Genomic DNA, 20997 nt, shown 5'->3' on the forward strand with positions numbered 1-20997 from the left:
TCGCCGGACTACGCCGCGCCCGCGTATTGGGCGGGACGGGGCAGCATCGGCCGGCAGACGGCGCGCGGGATGCCGCACACTTCGAAGAAGTCGATGACGATCGATCGGACCTGCGCGGAGACGACCGCCGCGGAGAACCCGGCCGAGACTTCCTGCTGCGGCAGTGCGCGCGCGAAGCGTTCCAGTTCGTCGCTGATCTGAATCTCGTTGGGCTTCTTCGCGGGTGTCGTCGCGAGGATCATCAGCCGCATCCGGTCGGCGAGGTGCGCCAGTTCGGAGACGGCGTCCGCCAACTGCGGGTCCACCCGCTCACCGTCGTATGTGGCGATCAGGGCCCGCCGCACCAGAACCCGGGTGTTGCGTGCGGCGTTGTCGATCGGGTCCGCGATCGACGCGAGCCGGCCGATGCGGCGGCGTCCCCGCCAGTGAATCGGTGAGATCCGCGCCACCTCGGAGCCGGACCGGAGTTCGACGCGCATGCTGTCGATGGTCGACTGCGTCGAACGGGCAAGTGCGAGAGCATCTTCCAGTGCGGAGACGTCCCCGGCGGCCAGCCCCTTCGACGTCTGCCGGAGGGCCGCGGCCACGCTGTCCAGCACCGAGGCGGCGCACCGGCGTGTCCTTCGGACGGGGTCGGTGGGCAACACGGACAGCGCCACCAGACTCAGCGCACCCCCGATCAACGCATCGACGACCCGGTCGAACGGGTGCGCGGCGGTCGCGGAAGCCATCGCCGCGACCAGTGCCGCCGACGAACCCGACTGCAGGACGATCACCGAACCACCGTCGAGGAGCACCGCCAGCGACATGGCCACCGCCACCACGAGGCAGATCTGCCACGGGCCGTTGCCGATGTACCGCACGACGACGTCCGACACGATCGTTCCGATGGTGACACCGGCGATGAGTTCACCGGCGCGGCGGCTGCGGGCGCCGCGCGCGACGCTCAGACACACGACCGCGGCCAGCGGGGCCAGCAACGGTTGCTCGTGACCGGCCACCTCGACCGACACCCACCACGCCGCCCCCGCGGTGACCGCCGTCTGGGCAATCGGCACCAGGTACCCCGCGAAGCGAAGCAACGCGGCGCGCAGCGACGGCCACGCGGTGGAACCGGCACGTCGGAGGAGGCCGAGTATCGAGATGAGCTGGAGCACAGTGGTACAGCTTTCTGGACGATCACACGCGGGCAGGAGCACGTTCACCGCAAAGCCTGTCCTGAATTTCTTACGCGCGTGTAAAAGCGGCCCCTTTCATTGCACAGATCACGTTCTGCCACCGGTTTCGGGCGATGCAGGTCACAGCTGGCGAACGTGGTTTGGAATCTTCGTGATTCAAACCACTCGCCGGGGTCGTGAGCAACCGTACGATTCCCCCACATGTGCGGGGAAATCCTTTCTCCGTGAGTGAAGGGATTGCGCGCGTGCCCGAAGTGGGAAGTAACGGAACCGGTGGAGTCGACGGTTGGCAGCAGATCCCGTCGGGCGCGCGAGGGTACGACGGATTCGGCGGACACATCGGGCGGACGAGCGCGGAGTCGACGCCGTGGTGGAAGCCGGAGGCGAAGGCCCCGGCCGGCGCGCCGAACATCGTGGTGATCCTCATCGACGACATGGGCTACTCGGACATCGGGCCGTTCGACTCCGAGATCGACACCCCCAACCTCAACCGGCTCGCCGACAGCGGCTACTGGCTGTCGAACTATCACACCACCTCGGTCTGCTCACCGGCCTGAACCCGCACCGCGCCGGATACGCGGACTGCACAGTGACTCTGCAAACCGTGAGCAGGAGGGCCCCGGTGGTGGCCGCGGGTTTCGTGTCCGGGCTGATGAACACCACCGCCGGGGTCGCGCCCCCGGTGACGACCGACGCGCTCGCCTCCCGCTGGCCGCAACAAGCATTCGCCGCCACCTGCAACCGTTCTTCTTCACCGTCGCGGACCTGTCCCTGGTCACCAAATTCGCCTCCGGCGGCGCCGTCCACATCGATCCGAGGCTCGACCTGACCGCGTCCGCCGCCCTACTCGTTGGCGTCAAGATCGGCAGCGCACTGACCGGGTGCGTCGACCCCGCCCACGCCCGCACACTCGCTATCGCCCTGGCCTACGCCGGCGCAGCAGCCACCGTGCTACGGGCGATCATCTCGCTCTGAATGCCGTCAACGCCAGGCGTGGGTGACACGCGGACAATGATCGAAGTGTTTTGGCAGCAAAGCAAACCCGAGCAGCGGTACTAGTTCGCGCCGGAGTCGACGACGCCCGGGGGAGGGCTCAACGGCTCGTCCGAGTCCACCGGGGGGGGTGGGGGGACCGAACCGGTGTCGAGCGCGGTGATGGCGTCGACCTCCTCCGCTGTGAGACTGAAGTCGAAGATGTCGATGTTCGCTGCGATCCGCCCCAGGTTCGCCGATTTGGGCGCGGCGATCAGGCCGAGGTCCATGTGCCAACGGAATGGATTCCCGTCGTGGACGTATCCGGGGCGAACACGCACGACAGCACGATGCTCCAACCGTTGGTGGCCGCGCGATCCCGGCGGTGAAATCCCGGCGTGGACCGCGCCGCCGCAGGCCGGGAAAGCTTCGCGCCGACAAGGGCTACGACTACGACAAACATCGTCGGTGGCTACGCGAACGGGGCATCGTTCCGCGGATCGCTCGCCTCGGCATCGAGAGAAATGATCGGCTGGGCCGGTATCGGTGGAAGATCGAACGCACCATTGCTTGGCTTACCGGCTACCGGCGCATGACCATCCGCTACGAACGCCACGAATAATCCGCCGGATTTCTCCACCTCGCTGCCGCACTCACCTGCTTCAAGAAACTTCCCACATGAGACACGCTCTAATTCGTTGTCAACGAGGGCTTCTCATTAAGCTGTCAGAATCCTCAGCTTCAGTGCGTTGCTGCAGGAGGAGGGCTCACCGCGCAGCGACAAGCGCGTGCGGCCGCGGGCTGATTGCGGCGCCGGCTGCCGTCACCGCGCTCGGAGTAGGCATGTCCGAGGCGGGAAGCGTACCGGCAACCGTTCATCGTCAGGGTGGTCGGATGGTCTGCTCTTCTCGCCCGCTGCAGCTCGTGGGCCACGGATGATGCACCGCGGCCCACGTGACTCCTTTGGATCAGTTCGTCTCGTAGGCGTCGTAGCCGTTGGCCTTGATGTCGTCCCAGCGAGCGAAGTACTGCGGCACACCCCCCGAATAGTTGAGCATCTGCGCCGGCTTGCCGGGCACGTTCGCGCCCCAGTACCAAGATCGTGCCTTTGTGAACATCGAGTTCAAGAACAGTTCGTCGACGTGCGCACGCCACTGCTTCTCCGACTCAGCGGTGTTCTCGAATCGGGTGATGTCGTGGTCGCGCAGATGCTGAAGGAACTCGACGACGATCTCGCCTTGGTACTCGGCGGACGTGGGGCCGTTGCAGAAACCGGACGGGCTTTGCGGGCCGTAGAGGAACATCATGTTCGGGAACCCGCGGGTGGACAGGCCCATGCAGGTGTCGACCCCGGACTTCCACTTGTCCTGGATGCTCAATCCGTCGACACCTTGGATGTCGATGGCCATGATTCCGCCACTGTTGTTGTCGAAGCCGGTGGCCAACACCAGCAGGTCGCAATCGATGACGCCCTCGTCGGTCTCGACGCCGTGGGGCAGCACCCGGCGGATCGGGGTGACGTTGGAGTCGATGACATCGACGTTGCTCTGGTTGATGACGTCGAAGTAGTCCTGCTCGAGTGATGGGCGTTTGACTCCGTAGGGGTGTGGCGGTGTCGCGGGCGCCACGATCGCGGCCTTCTTCGGATCGGTGACCCGCTCGTGGACCTTGCTGCGCCAGAAGTCGTAGAAGGTACGGTTGGCCTCCTCGTCGACGAGGATGTCCTGGAAGGTACCGAGCCACATCTCGAAACCACCTTCGGACCACATCTTCTCGTAGATCGCGTCGCGCTCCTCCTTGCTCAGGTCAGTGGCGTTCTGCGGCAGGAAGTCGAAGTCGAAGCCTGCGAAGGCCTTGTAGCGTGCCGCGAACCGCTCGGGCAGTCCTTTCCGGAAGTTCTCGTTGTCGTCGGGGCTGAGCGTGCGCTGCTGCATCGGAATCGCCAGGTTGGGGGTGCGCTGGAACACCGTGACGTGTTCGGCGACGTGACCGGCTTCCTGCACCACCTGCACGCCACTCGAGCCGGTGCCCATGACGACGACCTTCTTGCCGGTCATGTCCACGCCCTCCTGCGGCCAGCGGGCAGTGTGGTGGCATTCACCGGCGAACGAGTCGAGCCCTTCGAGATTCGGGTAGAGCGGCTTCGCGCCGAATCCAGTGGCGACGATCACCTGACGTGCCTTCTGGACCTTGCCGTCCGCGGACCGCGTGGTCCACTCGCGAGAGGCCTCGTCCCACGTGCACGCCTCGGCGAAGGTATCGAACACGACGTCGCGCGTGAGATCCAGCTGCGAGTCGACGTGCTCGAAGTAGTTCCGGACTCCGGCGAAACCTGGATACAGTTCGGCGAAATCGTAACTTTTCCACAGGTCCTTGTGCGAGAACTGATAGATCTGTCCGGTGCTATCGGTGCGTGCACCGGGATAGCAGTTCCACCACCAGATTCCGCCTAATCCGCCGGCCGCGTCCCAGACCTTGACGGTGAAGCCGAGGTCGCGAAGCCGGTCCAGCGCATACAAGCCGGAGAAGCCTCCGCCGATGATCAGGACGTCGAGCACATCGTTGTCAGAGTGCGAGCCGGTGCGGGTGGCCGTGTCGGCCTGGGATGCCGTCATTGGTTCCTCCTCGAGGTTTCCCGGGACGTCTATTCCTGCCCGGACATGTATGACGTTAGAAGCGACGGTGTGATGTGAAGTGTCCGAAATCGAATCACGAGTGCCGATCGGTTCCAAGATAGTCTCAAGAACCACAAGGACATTCGAGTTCCGTCTTCCGACGGACCAGGCGGCAGCAGCCACGATTGTTCCCGGGCGCGCGCCACCGACCGGGATTCAGAGACCGAGGTCGCGGCCGATCAGTTCCATCATGATCTCGTTCGACCCCGCCCAGATCCTCGTGACCCGTGCATCCCGCCACGCCCGCGCCACCCGGTATTCATTCATGTAGCCATAGCCGCCGTACAGTTGCACGCAGTGGTCGATCACCCGGTTCTGGACGTCGGCGGTCCACCACTTCGCCTTCGCCGCATCGACGGAGGTGAGCTCACCCGCCACGTGGGCTTCGACGCACCGGTCGACATACGCCTGCGTGACCTCGATCTGCGTCACCAGGTCGGCGATCAGAAACTTGTTGTGCTGAAATGTTCCGATCGACTGACCGAAAGCCTTTCTCTCGCGGCAGTAGTCGATGGTCTCGACAAGGATCTGCGCGGCGTGCGCAAGATTCGCGACAGCACACCCCAGCCGCTCCTGGGGCAGGAACGACATCATGTGGATGAAGCCGCGATCGAGCTCACCGATGACATCGGCGTCGGTGACCCGCACGTTGTCGAGGAACAACTCGGCGGTGTCGGCTTCGTCCTGGCCAACCTTGTCGAGTTTACGGCCCCGCTCGAATCCGGGCAGTGAAGTCTCGACACCGAAGAGGGTGATGCCCTTGGCCTTCTTCTCCGGTGAAGTCCGTGCCGCGATCACCACCAGGTCCGCCGAATAACCGTTGGTGATAAACGTTTTCGCGCCCGAGAGCACCCAATGGTCGCCGTCGCGTACCGCGGTGGTCTTGAGCGCGGCCAGATCCGAACCGCCACCGGGTTCGGTCATCCCGATCGCCGTGAGTATCTCACCCGAACACACACCGGGCAGCCACCGCTTCTTCTGTGCGTCGGTGGTCAGTCGCACCAGATACGGCGCTACGACATCGCAGTGGATGCTCACACTCGACGCCAGGGCAGCGTTGGCCTTGGCCAGTTCCTCGATGAGCACCGCGTTGAAGCGGTAGTCACCCGCGTCCGCACCCGTGTACTCTGCCGGCACCTCGAGTCCCAGCAGATCGTGTTTGCCTGCTTCGAGCCAGAAGTCCCGGGGCAGCGCCTTGTCGGCACGGACGTCGTCGGCGCGCGGTTCGAAATGCCGGACGAGGAACTGACGGACGGAGTCCCTGTATGCCTCGTGGTCGTCGCTGTAGACGGTGCGCTTCATCATTGATCGTCCCTTCGGATCGGTCCGCCGCCGACACCCGGCGGGGCGGCGCGAGGAGTCGGGTGACTGGGGTCGCCCGTCCTGCGCCTATCGTCTCCGCAATGGATGTGGCTGGGATGTCCCGATACGCGACAAGGGGTTTCGGGATCAGGATCCGAAGCGTTCGTTCTCCAGCCCGAGCGCGCGGATCTTGCGGTACAGCGTCGACCGGGCGACACCGAGCCGATCGGCGGCGAGCGACTTGTTGCCGTCGGCCTCGTCGAGGGCACGCACGATCGCTTCCCGCTCACTGCGTTCGAGGGAGGTGAGCTGCCGGCCCGATCCCAGTGCGCGGTAGTCGTCGGGAAGGTGTTCGAGTCTGATGTCGAATCCCATCGACCGGGCGATGGCTGTGGACAGGACGGCATCGAGCTCTCGGACGTTGCCCGGCCAGTGGTGGGCAACCAGAGCCCGGTGGGCTGCCGGCTGCAACTGCGGGGTGGGCCGCCCGGGGAGGTGAGCGCCGAGCAATTCACGTGCGAGGTCGTCGAGATCCTCGATCCGCTGGCGCAGCGGCGACACGGACACACTTCGGCGCACATGGGTGTGCACCTGCTGGCCGGCACCGTCCGGCGCCGTCGAGGTCGCGGTCGCGACGATCGGCGCGGACATCGTCGCGGCCGCGTCCAGTAGCCGGCGGGTGGGAGCGACCGCGTCGTCCGGTATCTCGTCCACGTGTTCGACGATCCACGGGACGTTGCTCGACAGGCGCGCGCGCAGATCTGTGACGGTCTCGGGGGTCAAGGTGGACCCGTCGATCACGGGGATGTCGCCGTCGTGGCCCCAGCGTTGCTGAATGTACCGGGCGACATGCGACTTGCCGACCCCGGACTCGCCGGTCACCAGGACCGGACCCACCGTGCCCGCGATCTCGTCGATGCGGCTCTGCAGCCGGTGCGTGGCCAGGCTTCGGCCCACGATCCGGCCCGCGGACTCGGTGGCGGGAGCATGACGCGATGCGGGAAGCGCGGCCGTGTGAGGACGGGAGACCGCGGACGAGACCATCGGACGCAACTCGAGAATCGCACTGAGCTGCTCGCCAGACTCGCTCACCCGACGCGCATGAACCCGCACGTCGATGCCGTCCGCGAAACGCAGCGGTCCTTCCCATTCCTGCTTCGTGCCCAGATGGCTGCTGATCCAGTCCCAGATCATCATCTGATCCGTCGAGTCCATCAGCCGAGACGCGGTCGGAGTTGCGATCACCGTGTCCGGACTCATCGCCACCACCGCGGCATTGCCGCGGCGCTTGCTCCGCATGTATTCGCGCAGCAGAACCTGCTCACTCTTGGCGGACTGGTCGAAGAGCCGCTCCTCGACGTCCCGGACCGCGGAGAAGATCAGCGGCGCCATCAGGTCGCTGACCTGATCGACGTTGCACGTGATGTCGAGGATACCCACCACCGTGCGCGAGACCGGGTCGACGATCGGCGAGCCAACGCACGCCAGCGACTGCAGGGACTCGAGCATGTGCTCGCCGCCGCGCACCCGGAACGCTTTGCGTTCCTCGAGGGCCGTGCCGATGCCATTGGTGCCTGCGTACTCTTCGGAGAACATGAAGCCGGGCGCCACCTGGGCACGGTCGAGACGCCCGAGCAGTGACCTCACCCCCGTGCGGCGGTCGACAATGGTGGCATCCTGATCCGCGAGCAGGATCGTCACCGGCGTATCGGCGAGCTGTTCGGCCAGCCGATCCACGACGGGGCGTGCGGCACGAATCAGTTTCGAATCGGTGTAGGTGTCGTCGATGAACCGAAACCGCGAGCCGTCCGGCGCCGCCCCGATGGCGCGGCACCGCCGCCACGACTGTTCGATCTCCGGTCGCAACCTCAGCGGAGCACCCTCATCCGCGTCGAGGGAACGATCGTCCGCACGCGCGGAGGACCGGTCGGTTACCACACCACATCACCACCTCGGAGCACTTCACAGCCAGTACATTCATTATGTAACCGAGGTCACACAGGCTGCGAGTGTCCCAGAACGCTACACCACGTCCTCGCGCCACAGTTGACGCATCCGCGCCTTGTCGAGTTTGCCCACCGACGTCGTGGGGATCTGGCCGACCCGGACGAACGAGTCCGGAAGCCAGAACTTCGGTAGGGACGCCGCCAGATGGGTCCGCAGTTCGTCGTCGGTGACCTCGCCGGTGAGCCGGACCCACGCCACGGGGCGTTCCTGCCACGTCTCGTGTGGAACGGCGATGACGGCGGCTTCGAGGACAGTCGGGTGGAGTAGCAGCTTGTTCTCCAGCTCGACCGAGGAGATCCACTCGCCTCCGCTTTTGATGAGGTCCTTCACGCGGTCGTGGATTTGGACCTGGCCGTCGGGGTGGATCACAGCGACGTCGCCGGTCCGCAACCAGCCGTCGTCGAACGCGTCGGCAGTACGGTCGTCGTCGAGGTAGGTGCCGGTCACCCACGGCGAGCGGACTTGCAGTTCACCTGTGGTGAAGCCGTTCCACGGCAGGGTCCGACCCTCCTCGTCGACGATGCGCACCTGGAACAGCGGCAGGGGCCGTCCGTGGTTTGTGGGGGCGTGGCTGAAGGTTCCCATGGGCGACGTCTCGGTCATCCCCCATCCGTTGACGGTCGACACTCCGTGTGCCGCCCACCAGTTCACCAGACCCGACGGCGGCGCCTGGCCGCCCAGCCACAGGGTCCGCAGGCTCCCGAGAACGTGAAGGTAGGGAACGACGTCGAACCGCTCGCGAATGAGCACAGCGACAGCCGGTACGCCGACGAACACATCCGGGGTCTGCTCGGTGGTGATGCGTAGCAGCTCCGCCGGTGAGGGGTGCCGTCCGGGAAGGACGAGGCGCGCCCCCTGCAGGACACCCGCGTGCGGAACACCCCAGCTGTGGACGTGGGACATCTGCGTAGTCAGCAGATACGAGCGTGACCCGTCGATCGCGACACCACCGGAGGCACTGATGGCCATCGCGTGCAGCACAGTGCTGCGGTGGCTGTACACGACACCCTTGGGCAGTCCGGTGGTGCCGGAGGTGAAGCAGATCGACGACGCGGAGGTCTCGTCGAACTCCGGGAACTCCCCGATCGGCACGGCGTCGTGCAGGAGCTGGTCGAACGACCACCGCGTCACCGTCGTGGACGCTATGGGCGCGATACCGTCGAAGGCCCCGAAGACCACGACGTGCCGGACCCGGGAAAGTCTGGGAAGTACGTCTTCGAGCACGGGCAGCAGATCGGCGTCGATCAACACCACTTCGTCCTCTGCCTTGTCCATCGCGTAGACGATGTGGTCGGGCGACATCCGGTGGTTGACCGTGTGCAGGATCGCCCCGCACGCCGGAACCGCATAGTAGGCGACGAGGTGCTCGAACGTGTTCCATGCGAGCGTCGCGACTCTCGTCCCGAACCGGATCCCGAGGTTGTCGAACGCACCAGCGAACCTGCGGGTGGCCGCGCCGAGATCGCGATAGGTGAACTCCCGGTCGCCGCGGTCACCGTCACACGAGACGCAGACTCGGTCGGCGAAAACGTTCTCTGCATGCCACAGCAACGAGCTGACGAGCAGTGGGCGATCCATCATCGTGGTGAACATTCTGTATTTCTCCGGATCCGGTGGGTGAGCGAGTGCGACCAGCGTCCATGCCGAACCGCCCTGCGGACCGTCCGAATTCGCGACAACGAACCCCGAGCCGCACTGCGAACTCACTGTTGCGTTGTGGGACACCCGCGCCGCACCGCGAATCCCGAGACTGGGGCTCACACCACCGGCCCAGTCGATCGACCTGCGACCGACGGCACAACGCACGGCAAAAAGCCGAACTCAGGAAGAGGTACCGACATGTCCGATCGTCAGCTCACCGAGATCGCGGCGGGCTTCACCTACACCGAGGGACCCCGCTGGCACGAGGACCGACTGTGGTTCGTCGACTTCTATACCCACTCGGTCAACGTCGTGAACCCGGACGGATCCGTCGAACGGGTCTGCACCGTCGAGCATCAGCCGTCGGGCCTCGGCTGGCTCCCCGACGGACGCATGCTCGTCGTCTCCATGAAGGACCGCAAGGTCCTGCGCAGGGAATCCGACGGCGCGCTCGTCGAGCACGCCGACATCTCCGAACACTGCCGCGGCTACGCCAACGACATGGTGGTCGCAGCGAACGGGCAAGCGTATGTCGGTGAATTCGGATTCGACCTCATGGGCGGGGCCGACCACGAGCACGGTGTCGTCGTCCTCGTCGAGCCGGACGGCACCTCCCGCGTGGCCGCAGGCGGACTGTCCTTCCCGAACGGCATGTGCATCTCCCCGGACGGAAAAACACTGTACGTCAACGAACTGTTCGGTAACCGGGTCTCCCAGTTCGAGATCGGACCCGACGGAACACTCGGCCCCCGAGAGGATTTCGCCTCGTTCGGTGACCTCGGCGACGAACCGAACGTGGAGAAGCGGCTCGCGGCATGCACGATCGCCCCAGACGGTCAGACCCTCGACGCCGACGGCGCGGTCTGGATCGCCGACTGCGTCAACCAACGCGCCGTCCGCTTGGGTGAGGGCGGGACCGTCCTCGACCAGGTGAGCACTGCACCGCTGGGCGTGTTCGCGGTCGCCCTCGGCGGACACGACGGACGGACGTTGTTCCTGTCGGTCGCCCCCGACTTCGACGAGACCAAGCGCAGTGCCGCACGCGAGGCCAAGGTCCTCTCGACGACCGTCGACGTTCCGCACGCGGGACGGCCGTGACCATGCTGCGCACACGCTTCACAGAAGCCTTCGGTGTCGAGCACCCGGTGGTGTGCGGGGGTATGACCGGTGTGGGCACCGCGGAGCTGATTTCCGCGGTGGCCGAAGCCGGAGGCCTCGGCTTCCTCACCGCACTGACCCAACCCACACCCGAAGCGCTCGCGGCCGAGATCATCCGGTGCCGGGAGATGACCGACAAACCGTTCGGCGTCAACCTCACCCTCCTGCCGACGGTCACTCCCGTACCGTACGACGAATACCGTGCCGCGATCATCGACAGCGGCATCACCATCGTGGAGACCGCCGGCAGCAATCCCCGCGAGCACGTCGAGGCGTTCAAGGCCGCCGGAATCAAGGTCATCCACAAGGCCGTGGCCGTCCGGCATGCGCTGAAGGCCCAGTCCATGGGCGTCGACGCGGTGAGCATCGACGGATTCGAGTGCGCCGGCCACCCCGGCAACGAGGACATCCCCGGACTCGTCCTCATCCCGGCCGCGGCCCGCGTACTCGACATCCCGATCATCGCCAGCGGTGGATTCGCCACCGGGGACGGGCTGGCAGCAGCGCTCGCCCTGGGCGCCTCCGCGATCAACATGGGCACCCGGTTCGTCGCGAGCGACGAGGCCCCGGTGCATCCGAACGTCAAGGCCCAGATCGTCGCCAACGACGAATGCCAGACGATCCTCGTCTTCCGCGAGTTCCACAACACCGCCCGTGTCGCCCGCAACGCGATCTCGGAAATAATCGCGGCGATCTCGTCTCGTCCCGGCGCAGAATTCTCCGACATCGCGCACCTCGCGTCCGGGGCACGCGGTCGCACCGAGGTACTGCAGAAGGGCGACATGGACGGCGGCATGTGGTGGGCGGGCCAGTCCCAGGGACTCATCGAAGCCGTTCTGCCGTGCAAGACGATCATCTCGGACATCGTGAGCGATGCGGAAACCGCCATCCGCAGAATCGCCGCCGACCTCACCTGATGCGCAGGCAGGAGCAGCCATGAAGTACAGGACCATCCGCCACGAGATCGAGGACGGCATCCTCACCGTCGTCCTCGACCGCCCCGACAACCTCAACGCGTTCACCGTCGAAATGGCAGACGAACTCGAGCACACTTTCGTGTCGGTGAACGACGACGATGCGGTCCGGACCGTGATCGTCACCGGTGAGGGCCGCGCCTTCTGCGCCGGCATGGACCTGTCGAGCGAGGGCAACGTATTCGGGCTCGACGAATCGAAGACGCCGTCCCTCGCCGACATGGACGATCTCGGCGATCCGGAGCTGCGCCGGATCCGCGACACCGGTGGCCGCGTCACCCTCGCGATCCACGCCTGCCGTAAACCGGTGATCGCCGCCATCAACGGTGCGGCCGTCGGGATCGGTGCGACCATGACGTTGGCGATGGATGCGCGCCTGCTATCGAACCGAGCGCGGTTCGGGCTGGTGTTCGGCAAACTCGGGATCGTGCCGGAAGCGTGCTCGACGTGGTTTCTGCCCCGGCTCGTGGGCATGCCCGCGGCACTCGATCTGGTGTACCGGGCCGACATCCTCGACGCCGACGCCGCACACGCCGTCGGGCTGGCGCAGGCCGTTCACGAACCCGATGCGCTGCTCGGTGCGGCACGAGCGCTGGCGGACGCGTGGACACGCGACCGGTCGCCGGTGTCGGTGGCACTCATGCGCCAGATGTTGTTGCGGAATTCGGCGGCGCCGCATCCCGTCGATGCCCATCGCGTCGATTCCCTGGCCATGTTCTACACCAGCATCGGCGACGGCGACGAGGGGGTGCGTGCATTCCTCGACAAGCGCCCGCCCGCGTTCCGCGGGAAGGCATCCGAGATGCCGCCGTTCTACCAGGAGTGGATCGATGCCACCACCTGATCACCACCACACCCCGCGGTGTCCAGCGAGGATAGCGACGAGGTGGTCATAGGCTGAATCGGTCAGGTCGGCCCCGACGCCTACGACGCCCGCCGCGTGAGCCTGGTCGCGGGATCGCCGGTGACACCCCGGCATACTCCGTCAACAGGCTGTGCGGTTCGGGCTTGCAGGCGATCTGGTCGTCGGCGATGCAGATGCGCTGGGGCGGCGCGGATATCACGGTCGCAGCTGGGGTGGTGCAACGTCGCCAGACTCGACTGCAGGACCGTGCCACGGCCGTGCACAGACGGCATGGCCGCGAGTGGCCGAGATCAGCACATCGACGATCACGACGATCTACTCGCACCCCCTGCCTGGAGTTTGGGGGCAGACCGAGCGGGTACGCGAAGGCGGTGAAGGCGAACGAGCACCTGCAGGGAGGGCAATCCGGTGCAGCGGGTGAGCAGGTCTCGGTGCTGTTCATCGCGGATCCGGGCACGCCTGCGGCTCTCGCGGAACGCGTCGCGAAGTACCTGCCGGAACGCCTGCGGAGCCGTGATCGCCCCGAGCGCCGGTGGACGACGTGCGTGCGCCGGAAACCGTACCTCTCAGACGAGCAAGCGGATTTCGCCGAAGTGATCGACGCGGTCGATCCGTCCTCCGAGCGGGAGGACATCGTCGTGTACCTCACCGATCTGCCGCGCCGCGAGGACACCTTGCCGGTGGTGGGCGAAGTCAGCGCCGACCACAAATTCGCGCTCATCTCGGTCGCCGGGGTGGGCGGCGTCAATATCGAGCGCCGGGTCCGCACCGTCACCGAACTCGCGATCGCCCGCGTTCTCGGTGAGCCGGAACTCATGCCCCCCGGCGCGGCGCGACGGTTCCGGTCTGCGCAGGTTGAGGACGGCATCCGATACTTCGCGCCCTCGGGGCTGCGGCGGCTGCGACTGCTGTCGGGGATGGTGCGGGCCAACCGGCCGTGGCGACTGGTCACCGGACTGTCGAAGGTGCTTGTCGGCGCCTTCGCCACGGGTGCGATCGCGCTGGCCACCGACACGATCTGGTTGTTCGCCGACATGATGGGGCCATGGCGTATGAGTGTGGCGACGATTTTGTCGATCGTGGCGATGATTCTCTGGCTGATCCTCGACCACGAACTCTGGGAGCGGCCGAAGTCGCCGGTGGAACGCAATCGATCGGTGCTGTACAACACCGCGACCGTGGTCACCCTGGTCATCGGTGTCGTCGTCCTGTACGTGGCCCTGTTCTGCCTGCTGCTGTTCACTGCGCGTCTCGCTCTTCCGTCGGAACTGCTGTCCCGTGTTCTCGGGCGAGGGGTGAACTTCTCCGACTACCTCACGCTCACCTGGCTGCTGGCGTCCATCGCCACCATCGGTGGGGCGCTCGGGTCGGGTCTCGAGGACGACGCCGCCGTCAAGGAGGCGGCGTACGGGGTCCGGCAGCGGCAGCGCATCGAGGAGACGCGGACGCAGTCGAACGAGGCGGGATGATTTGTTGTCGGTCCACCGAAAAGTGGTGGTGGGGGCAGGTGGCGCCGTCTGGGTAGCTCGCTCCAACCTTCCCGCAAAATGTGCGCTCTGGGAGTCGACTGAGGCCGTTCCTTCCGCAGTAGTGCCAGTCGATGACGGGACCGTGCCGACCGTGACATAGCGTCAGTCAGCGGGTCGCGCCCAGGCCTCGAGCATGCGCCTCGCAATCGAGACTGCGCCGGGCAACAACACGTGCGCATCCGACCGGCTCGTCCAATCCCCGGCAGCCAGAGCCTCCCGTACCTCCGCGCGGGTGCACCAGACAGCTTCGCCGATCTCGCCATCCATGAAGACGAGCTCGTCTCGGGGGTCGGCCGTGGCATGGAATCCGAGCATGAGGGAGCGCGGGAAGGGCCAGGGCTGACTTCCGACGTAGACCACGTCGGAGACAGTGAGACCGACCTCCTCGGCGACTTCCCGTGCCACACAGCTTTCCAGAGACTCGCCCGCCTCGACGAAGCCCGCCAGCGTCGAGAAGTTCCGTGCCGGCCAGTTCGCCTGACGCGCCAGCAGTACTCGGTCTGCCCCGTCGTGCACCAGACAAATGATCGCGGGATCGGTACGCGGATATTCCTCCCGACCGCACGCCGTGCACACGCGCATCCAACCACCCGAGGTGATCGTTGTCGGCGCCCCATCCCCGGCGCAGTAGTGGGCGTCGTCGTGCCACGTCAGCAATGCCAACGCTGTGACATACCGGTCGGCGTCGGCAGCGTCGAGGAATGCTCCGTGTGAGCGCAGGTCACCGACCTCGACCATGGTTCCTGCTGAGGAATCGTCAGCGAGGAACTCGTCCCGTACCGCCCACTCGTGAACCGTGCCACAGACGCCGAGCAGCACGGCGCGCGCGGGAGGCTCAGAGTAGAGATCGGCGGCCGGTTCCAGGATCAGTTGTCTGTCGACAAGCCGGACCTGACCACGACCGTTCACGCGAAGTACCCGGGCATCCGGCCACGCCTCCACCCACGCGGCCGCGTCGTCACGCACAGAGGCGGGACGGCTCGGGGCACCACACGACAGGGCCTGCTGCCCGGTATGTTCGACACTCACCACTGGATCACAACTTTCGGAAACGAGCGACACTGTCGACCGGACCGTCGTTCGCCGAACGACGGTCCGGTCGCTGCTATCGCGAGGCGAATTCGATCTGAACGGACGAATACGATTCGGCCATCACCGAAATGAATTCCTGGACGAGGCGCACATGAGCGGGATGTGCCAGGTAGGTGCGAAAGTCGGGGACGTCTTCGAAGGTCGCGGAGATTGCGTAGTCGCCTCTGCCGGGCTTGAGGGCCAGATCCCTTCCGTAACGGTATTCCACGACCTCCGGAATAGTATCCGAGACTGTGCTCAGAGCTTCGTGAAAGGACTGAATTTGATCGTCACTGATGTCCTGCTTCCATATGAACGTCACAACGTGATTCAGCATGATGAATCCTTCCTGGATTCGTAATTTGAACGTGGCGGGGCCGGAACCCCGGGTTACGTTCCCGGTCAGATCATTACAGAGATTGCTCCGACAACGCCACCGTCTCCGGAGCGTTCTCCACCATGGGGTAGTGCCCGGCTTTGCCCTGCACGGTCTTCAGGTTCCCGTTCTTCAAGGCCGCCAACGTGTCCCCGAGGTACTCGGCGGTGACGAACGGGTCGCTCTCACCTACGATCAGGGTGGTCGGCCCTTCGTAGATGCCTATCCGGTCGAGAAAGTCGGGACTGGTCCAGTTCTTCAGGTAGGACTCCCAGGTTGTCTGGTCCATCGTCGAGCGGTTGCGGTCGACGAGGTTCTTCAGATCTGTCTCGTCGATGTATGGTGCCAATGCGCCACGGATGGCTGCACCCGGGTCTGCCCAGGCCTCGGCGAAGGAGCCGTAGGTCGCCTCGTCGAGAGGGGTACCTGCCGGGGAGACGGGCGTCAGTGCGACGACCGAGGTCACGCGATCAGGTGCGAGTGTCGCCACCCGAAGCGCTGTGGTGCCGCCCATCGAATGTCCGAGAACGGAAAAGGTCGACCATCCGAGCTGATCGGCGGCGTCGAGGGCGACCGCGGCCATCCCGTCGATTCCGTCGGCCGGTGCTTCGGGACGGTTGACCCCGTATCCCGGAAAGTCGAGGTACGCGTAGGTGAAGCGGGACTGATCCGTCCGGGCGCGGGCGGTGAGCCATACGCTGCTGTCCAGCGCCCAGCCGTGCAACACCAAGGTCCGATGGGCACCGCTTCCTTCGATCGCTGCAATCGCGCTCACTGCATTCCTCTCTGTCGGCGACGCTGAAATTCCAGCCGTCTGTTGATCACTCGAGTGAACCTAGAACCGCAGTAGGGCGTCGGCGTGTCCGATTGTGAAACACACGGCCGTGCCACCGGGGGTGCAGATGGGTGTGTGATTTTCGGACACTCCCCGCGCTGGATGCACCCATAGTGTGGCTCCACCTGCCTGCCGGCTGAGCAGACTTGTTCATGACATGAAGGAGAACACCATGGCACTCGATCCTGCGGTCAAGAATTTGATAGACACTCTGAACGAGCAGGGACTGAAGTCGTTCGAGCAGATGAGCATTGCCGAAGTGCGTGGGGTGGTCGAGTCCTTCAGCGGCCTCCAGGCACCGAAGGCGGACGTCGCTCGTGTCGTCGACACGGTCTACCCCGGACCCGGGGGCGACCAGGCAGTGCGTCTCTACATCCCGGAGTCCGAAGTACCTCTGCCGATCGTGGTGTACATCCACGGCGGTGGCTGGGTCGCCGGCAGCCTCGACGTCATCGAGCAGCCATGTCGCGCGCTGGCCACCGATGCGAAAGTCATCGTGGCTGCACCGAGTTACCGGATGGCTCCCGAGCACAAGTTTCCTGCCGCACCCGAAGATACGTTCGCCGCACTGAACTGGGTGGTCGAGCACGCAGCCGAGTTCGGTGGCGACGGCACGCGCGTTGCCGTCATGGGTGACAGCGCCGGAGGCAACCTGGCCGCGGTCACAGCCCTCCGGGCACGCGACACCGGCGCCCCGGCACTGCGCGCTCAGGTATTGATCTATCCGGTCATCGACGGCACGGCACGATTCCCGTCGCGCGAGGAGTACGCCGAGGGGTACCTGGTCACCACGGCAGCCATCGATTGGTTCTGGGAGCAGTACCTGGCCACCCCGGAAGACGCCGAGAATCCGTACGCCTCCCCGGTCAAGGCCGCGGATCTGTCGGGGCTTCCCGCCACCCTGCTGTTGCTCAACGAATACGAGGTCACTCGGGACGAGGGCGTGGACTACGGCCGGAAGCTGGCCGACCAGGGCGTCCCGGTGCAGGTCGAATTGTATGAAGGCCTTGTCCACGCCGTGTACTGGATGACCGGTGCCATTCCACGCAGCGCTGAACTGCACGGCGCCGTCGTCGAATTCCTCGGCAAGCAGTTCGCCAACTGATCACGGTGTCCCGGGTCGGCTGCATTACAGTCGCAGGCTGCGATCGGACCATCTCCGGGCACCTTGCTGCAAGAGGCCGACCAACCGGTCACGCTCCTTCGTGATCACGGTGTGTGGTGCGATGACACCGACGGCGGCGACGGTCTTGCCGTTCTCACGAACCGCGACCGAGACACCGTCGCCGTCGGTCGACTCGTTGGGGGAGGCGCAGATTCCGGTCTGTTCGATCTCCGGTAGGGCAGCGAAGAACCGCTCGACGGTGTCGCGATCCTCGTCGGGCAGAGTTTGGATGTACGCCCAGAGGTCACGCTTCTCCATCCCGGCAAGCAGTATCCAGCCGCCGGAGGTACGGATGAGCGATCGCCTCACGTAGTTCTCGGCGAGGTACGCGAACCGTGGGTCGGAAGAGCAGTAATCGACGTAGAAGATGTTCGGACCGACAGCGATCGACAGCACGGTCGTCAAGCCGGAACTCGCGTGAACGTCTTCCAGGTCGGCGTGCGTGACCGTCGAGACGGGCTGCCGTCCAGCGAGGCGATTGAGTAGATACGGGGCACTGCCGAGCGAGTACCGTCGATCGTGCTCCTCGAGGTAACCCGTCGCAACGAGGCCGTTGACGAGACCTTGCGTCGAACTAATCGGCGCGTCAAGTTCTTTGGCCATCCCGCTCAAGGTCAGTCCGGTACGGGATCGGGCCACGAGCTCGAGAATCGCAGCAATGCGGTCCACGGTTCGATGGCGGCTGCGGCCTCGAACATTGAAGGCATCATCTAGTTGCGTCACGGCAAATTCTCCCTACGGGTACTGCTCCATCCGAGCGGTCACCACCCACTCTATCTTACTTATATATGTATTCCACTCCTTTATTGCGGAAGATTGCTCCAGCTGACATAGTCCTAGAAATGCTTCCTGTCGCAGCGAAAGAGGTTTCAGTGGAACTCACACCCGGCGCCCTTCATGGTCTGCGCGTCATCGATCTGACGACCGTCATCATGGGCCCCTTCGCCACCGCAACCCTCGCCGACATGGGCGCAGACGTCATCAAGGTCGAGAGTCTCGACGGTGACATGAGCCGAGATATAGGTGCCCGCCGCCATGACGGTATGAGCGCTCTGACACTCAACCTCCAGCGCAACAAGCGCAGCATCGCGATCGATCTCGCCTCCGAGGAGGGCCGCGAAATCCTCGACGATCTGGTGCGCAACGCGGATGTGTTGGTGACGAATCTACGGCCGAGCTCCCGGCAGAAGTTGGGCATCACCTATGAGCGGCTCTCGGAGAACAATCCGGGACTGATCCTCTGCACCGCACAGGCATACGGCTCCGAGACCGCCTTTCGGGACTACCCCGCCTACGACGACATCGTGCAAGCCGCATCCGGCGCCGCGAAACTCACGGAACTCATCGACGGTGAACCACGGTATGCCCCATACGTCATCGCCGACAAGGTCGTCGGTCTCTACATCGTCATCGCCGTCCTCGCCGCCGCGATGGAGAAGAACCGCACCGGCCTCGGCCAGGAGGTCGACGTGCCGATGGTCGACGCGATGATCGGCTTCAACCTCGTCGAGCACTTCGGTGGCCACACCTTTGCCCCCGTGGAAGGGAACTTCGGATGGGCGCGCGTGCTGACACCGGAACGAGTCCCACACCAGACGGCCGACGGCTGGATCTGCATCATGCCGTACTCGGCGAAGAACTGGAACGACTTCTTCATCATCGCCGGGCGCGCCGACCTGGTGAACAACCCCCGCTACGCCTCGGTGAACGACCGCCACACCCTCATGGGCGAACTACTCTCCGCGATCCGGGAAGCCGTCCCGAGCCGAACCACTCAGGAATGGTTGAACTTGTGTCAGACAAAGGGTATTCCCGCATCCGACCTACTCGATCTCGCCCACGCACATGAAAACGCCTACGTCCTGGACCAGGAATTGATCACCAAACGTGACCACCCGACCGAAGGCGAGTACTACGCCACCCGCACTCCGTTCGCGATGTCGCGCACACCGATTTCGTTCAGCCGACACGCTCCCCTGCTCGGCGAGGACACCCTCACGATTCTCGAAGATCTCGGTTACTCCGCCGACCGCGTCCGTGCGCTGGCCGATGCATCCGTGGTCACGGCGACGTCGCCCCAGGCCACCTCCTCCTGAATGGAAGAACCATCATGACCAACCTCAGATTGGTGCCCCCGGTCTCCAGTGACCCACACGCCATGGACGACTTGCGGACCGAAGTCCGTGAGTTTCTTGCCAAACAACTCAGTGAGGGCAAGATCGACCGACAGGTCGACTCCTGGTTGACCGGTTGGGACGAAGACTTCACACGTGCACTGGCCGCCCGCGGATGGCTCGGCATGACCGTGCCGGCCGAGTACGGCGGCCACGGTCGACGCCACCTCGAACGGTTCGTCGTCACCGAAGAGCTCCTCGCTGCGGGCGCCCCCGTCGCCGCCCACTGGATCGCCGACCGGCAGATCGTCCCGTCGCTGCTGAAGTACGGCACCGAGTTCCAGAAACACACGTTCTTACCGGCCATCGCGCGCGGGGAATGCTATTTCGGTATCGGTATGAGCGAGCCGGATTCCGGGTCCGACTTGGCCAGTGTGCGCACAAAGGCCGCCCGAGTGGACGGAGGGTGGTCCATTACCGGAGCCAAGGTCTGGACTTCCGGTGCTCATCGCGCCGACGCGTTCATCTGCCTCGCCCGCACCGCCCCACTCGATCCGGCGCACCGGCACGACGGCCTCAGCCAGTTCATCGTCGATCTGCGCGCCCCCGGAGTCGACATCAGACCGATCGTGTCGATGAACGGGCAGCACCACTTCAACGAGGTCCTCCTCGACGAGGTCCTCGTCGAGGACGAGATGGTCTTCGGCACCATCGACAACGGGTGGCAGCAGGTCACCTCGGAACTCAGCTTCGAACGCAGCGGCCCGGAGCGATTCCTGTCGACATTCGTCCTGCTCGCCGAGACGGCCGAACAGATGAAGCAGGGAACCTTGCCGCGGCATTCGAATCTGGGCCGGTATCTCGGACGGATCGCCGGTCTGCACCACATGTCGACTGCAGTGGCGGGCGCACTCGAGCGCCACGAACCCGCCGACACCGCCGCCGCCGTGGTCAAGGTCCTCGGGACGTCCACCGAAGGCGACGTCGCCGACTTTGCCGACCTCCTCACCGATGAATCTTCGCCTACTCGTTACGCCTCGATGCTCGAGGACGCCATCGTCCAACGCCCGGGATTTACTCTCCGGGGCGGCACCAACGAAGTTCTGCGCGGCGTGATCGCGCGGGGATTGGGGAT

17 protein-coding genes and 3 pseudogenes are annotated in these 20997 nt (G+C 65.1%); 10 read left to right on the forward strand and 10 right to left on the reverse strand.

The window, feature by feature from the left end; translation table 11 throughout:
* Window positions 1-8: 8 nt before the first annotated feature.
* A complete protein-coding gene (locus MLGJGCBP_RS37330) occupies window positions 9-1157 on the reverse strand; it encodes an FUSC family protein (protein ID WP_160102232.1) in 1149 nt (382 codons plus the stop codon).
* Between the two features lie 266 nt (window positions 1158-1423).
* Between MLGJGCBP_RS37330 and MLGJGCBP_RS37335 the strand changes: the two are divergent.
* Window positions 1424-1755: pseudogene (locus tag MLGJGCBP_RS37335) on the forward strand (sulfatase-like hydrolase/transferase); the annotation flags it as partial.
* Between the two features lie 478 nt (window positions 1756-2233).
* On the opposite strand, the gene MLGJGCBP_RS54445 reads toward MLGJGCBP_RS37335, so the two are convergent.
* Complete coding sequence (locus MLGJGCBP_RS54445) at window positions 2234-2491, reverse strand: hypothetical protein (RefSeq protein WP_442972139.1); 258 nt, start codon at window positions 2489-2491, stop codon at window positions 2234-2236.
* On the opposite strand from MLGJGCBP_RS54445, the pseudogene MLGJGCBP_RS37340 reads away from it, so the two are divergent.
* Window positions 2447-2772, forward strand: a pseudogene (locus MLGJGCBP_RS37340) (transposase); the annotation flags it as partial. The gene MLGJGCBP_RS54445 and the pseudogene MLGJGCBP_RS37340 sit on opposite strands and share 45 nt — an antisense overlap.
* Window positions 2773-3118: 346 nt before the next feature.
* On the opposite strand, the gene MLGJGCBP_RS37345 reads toward MLGJGCBP_RS37340, so the two are convergent.
* The 4 genes from MLGJGCBP_RS37345 to MLGJGCBP_RS37360 all read right to left on the reverse strand — a co-directional run bounded on the left by MLGJGCBP_RS37345 (window position 3119) and on the right by MLGJGCBP_RS37360 (window position 9727).
* Complete coding sequence (locus tag MLGJGCBP_RS37345) at window positions 3119-4765, reverse strand: flavin-containing monooxygenase (protein WP_160102234.1); 1647 nt, start codon at window positions 4763-4765, stop codon at window positions 3119-3121.
* 216 nt (window positions 4766-4981) lie between these two features.
* Window positions 4982-6127 (reverse strand): acyl-CoA dehydrogenase family protein, encoded by a 1146-nt coding sequence (locus tag MLGJGCBP_RS37350; RefSeq protein WP_160102254.1) that lies wholly within the window; start codon window positions 6125-6127, stop codon window positions 4982-4984.
* A gap of 147 nt (window positions 6128-6274) precedes the next feature.
* The gene (locus tag MLGJGCBP_RS37355) at window positions 6275-8065 is read right to left on the reverse strand and encodes a sigma-54-dependent Fis family transcriptional regulator (RefSeq protein WP_160102236.1); all 1791 of its coding nucleotides are present in this window, start codon (window positions 8063-8065) and stop codon (window positions 6275-6277) included.
* Between the two features lie 84 nt (window positions 8066-8149).
* Window positions 8150-9727 carry a long-chain fatty acid--CoA ligase gene (locus MLGJGCBP_RS37360; protein WP_160102238.1) on the reverse strand — a complete coding sequence of 526 codons (1578 nt, stop codon included), beginning with the start codon at window positions 9725-9727 and terminating at the stop codon, window positions 8150-8152.
* A gap of 246 nt (window positions 9728-9973) precedes the next feature.
* On the opposite strand from MLGJGCBP_RS37360, the gene MLGJGCBP_RS37365 reads away from it, so the two are divergent.
* The 5 genes and pseudogenes from MLGJGCBP_RS37365 to MLGJGCBP_RS37385 all read left to right on the forward strand — a co-directional run bounded on the left by MLGJGCBP_RS37365 (window position 9974) and on the right by MLGJGCBP_RS37385 (window position 14241).
* Window positions 9974-10873, forward strand: coding sequence for an SMP-30/gluconolactonase/LRE family protein (locus MLGJGCBP_RS37365; protein WP_160102240.1), 900 nt, complete (start codon window positions 9974-9976; stop codon window positions 10871-10873).
* A 2-nt stretch (window positions 10874-10875) separates the two neighbouring features.
* A complete protein-coding gene (locus tag MLGJGCBP_RS37370; protein ID WP_201453308.1) occupies window positions 10876-11850 on the forward strand; it encodes an NAD(P)H-dependent flavin oxidoreductase in 975 nt (324 codons plus the stop codon).
* A gap of 19 nt (window positions 11851-11869) precedes the next feature.
* A complete protein-coding gene (locus tag MLGJGCBP_RS37375) occupies window positions 11870-12751 on the forward strand; it encodes a crotonase/enoyl-CoA hydratase family protein (protein WP_087556111.1) in 882 nt (293 codons plus the stop codon).
* A gap of 18 nt (window positions 12752-12769) precedes the next feature.
* Window positions 12770-12984 (forward strand): annotated as a pseudogene (locus tag MLGJGCBP_RS37380) (acetyl-CoA C-acyltransferase); the annotation flags it as partial.
* A 159-nt stretch (window positions 12985-13143) separates the two neighbouring features.
* Entirely contained in the window at window positions 13144-14241 is a 1098-nt protein-coding gene (locus tag MLGJGCBP_RS37385; protein WP_160102256.1) for a hypothetical protein, read from the forward strand.
* 162 nt (window positions 14242-14403) lie between these two features.
* On the opposite strand, the gene nudC is transcribed toward MLGJGCBP_RS37385, so the two are convergent.
* The 3 genes from nudC to MLGJGCBP_RS37400 form a co-directional block, all read right to left on the reverse strand.
* On the reverse strand, window positions 14404-15333 hold the full coding sequence (gene nudC / locus MLGJGCBP_RS37390; protein WP_160102244.1) for an NAD(+) diphosphatase: 930 nt from the start codon (window positions 15331-15333) through the stop codon (window positions 14404-14406).
* Between the two features lie 73 nt (window positions 15334-15406).
* Window positions 15407-15709, reverse strand: a complete 303-nt coding sequence (locus tag MLGJGCBP_RS37395; protein WP_087556114.1) for a Dabb family protein — start codon at window positions 15707-15709, stop codon at window positions 15407-15409.
* Window positions 15710-15782: 73 nt separating this feature from the next.
* A complete protein-coding gene (locus MLGJGCBP_RS37400) occupies window positions 15783-16523 on the reverse strand; it encodes an alpha/beta fold hydrolase (protein ID WP_160102246.1) in 741 nt (246 codons plus the stop codon).
* 232 nt (window positions 16524-16755) lie between these two features.
* Between MLGJGCBP_RS37400 and MLGJGCBP_RS37405 the strand changes: the two genes are divergently transcribed.
* Window positions 16756-17688, forward strand: coding sequence for an alpha/beta hydrolase (locus tag MLGJGCBP_RS37405; protein ID WP_160102248.1), 933 nt, complete (start codon window positions 16756-16758; stop codon window positions 17686-17688).
* Window positions 17689-17712: 24 nt separating this feature from the next.
* Here the strand turns inward: MLGJGCBP_RS37405 and MLGJGCBP_RS37410 are convergent, their stop codons facing one another.
* Complete coding sequence (locus MLGJGCBP_RS37410) at window positions 17713-18471, reverse strand: IclR family transcriptional regulator (protein ID WP_087556117.1); 759 nt, start codon at window positions 18469-18471, stop codon at window positions 17713-17715.
* Between the two features lie 149 nt (window positions 18472-18620).
* Between MLGJGCBP_RS37410 and MLGJGCBP_RS37415 the strand changes: the two genes are divergently transcribed.
* Both MLGJGCBP_RS37415 and MLGJGCBP_RS37420 read left to right on the forward strand, forming a co-directional pair.
* The gene (locus tag MLGJGCBP_RS37415) at window positions 18621-19844 is read left to right on the forward strand and encodes a CaiB/BaiF CoA transferase family protein (protein WP_236581592.1); all 1224 of its coding nucleotides are present in this window, start codon (window positions 18621-18623) and stop codon (window positions 19842-19844) included.
* A 14-nt stretch (window positions 19845-19858) separates the two neighbouring features.
* A partial coding sequence (locus tag MLGJGCBP_RS37420) for an acyl-CoA dehydrogenase family protein (protein WP_160102250.1) occupies window positions 19859-20997 on the forward strand: 1139 nt, incomplete at its 3' end.

The sequence above is a fragment of the Rhodococcus sp. T7 genome, assembly GCF_009872365.1.
In the GTDB taxonomy this organism is placed as follows: domain Bacteria; phylum Actinomycetota; class Actinomycetes; order Mycobacteriales; family Mycobacteriaceae; genus Rhodococcus_F.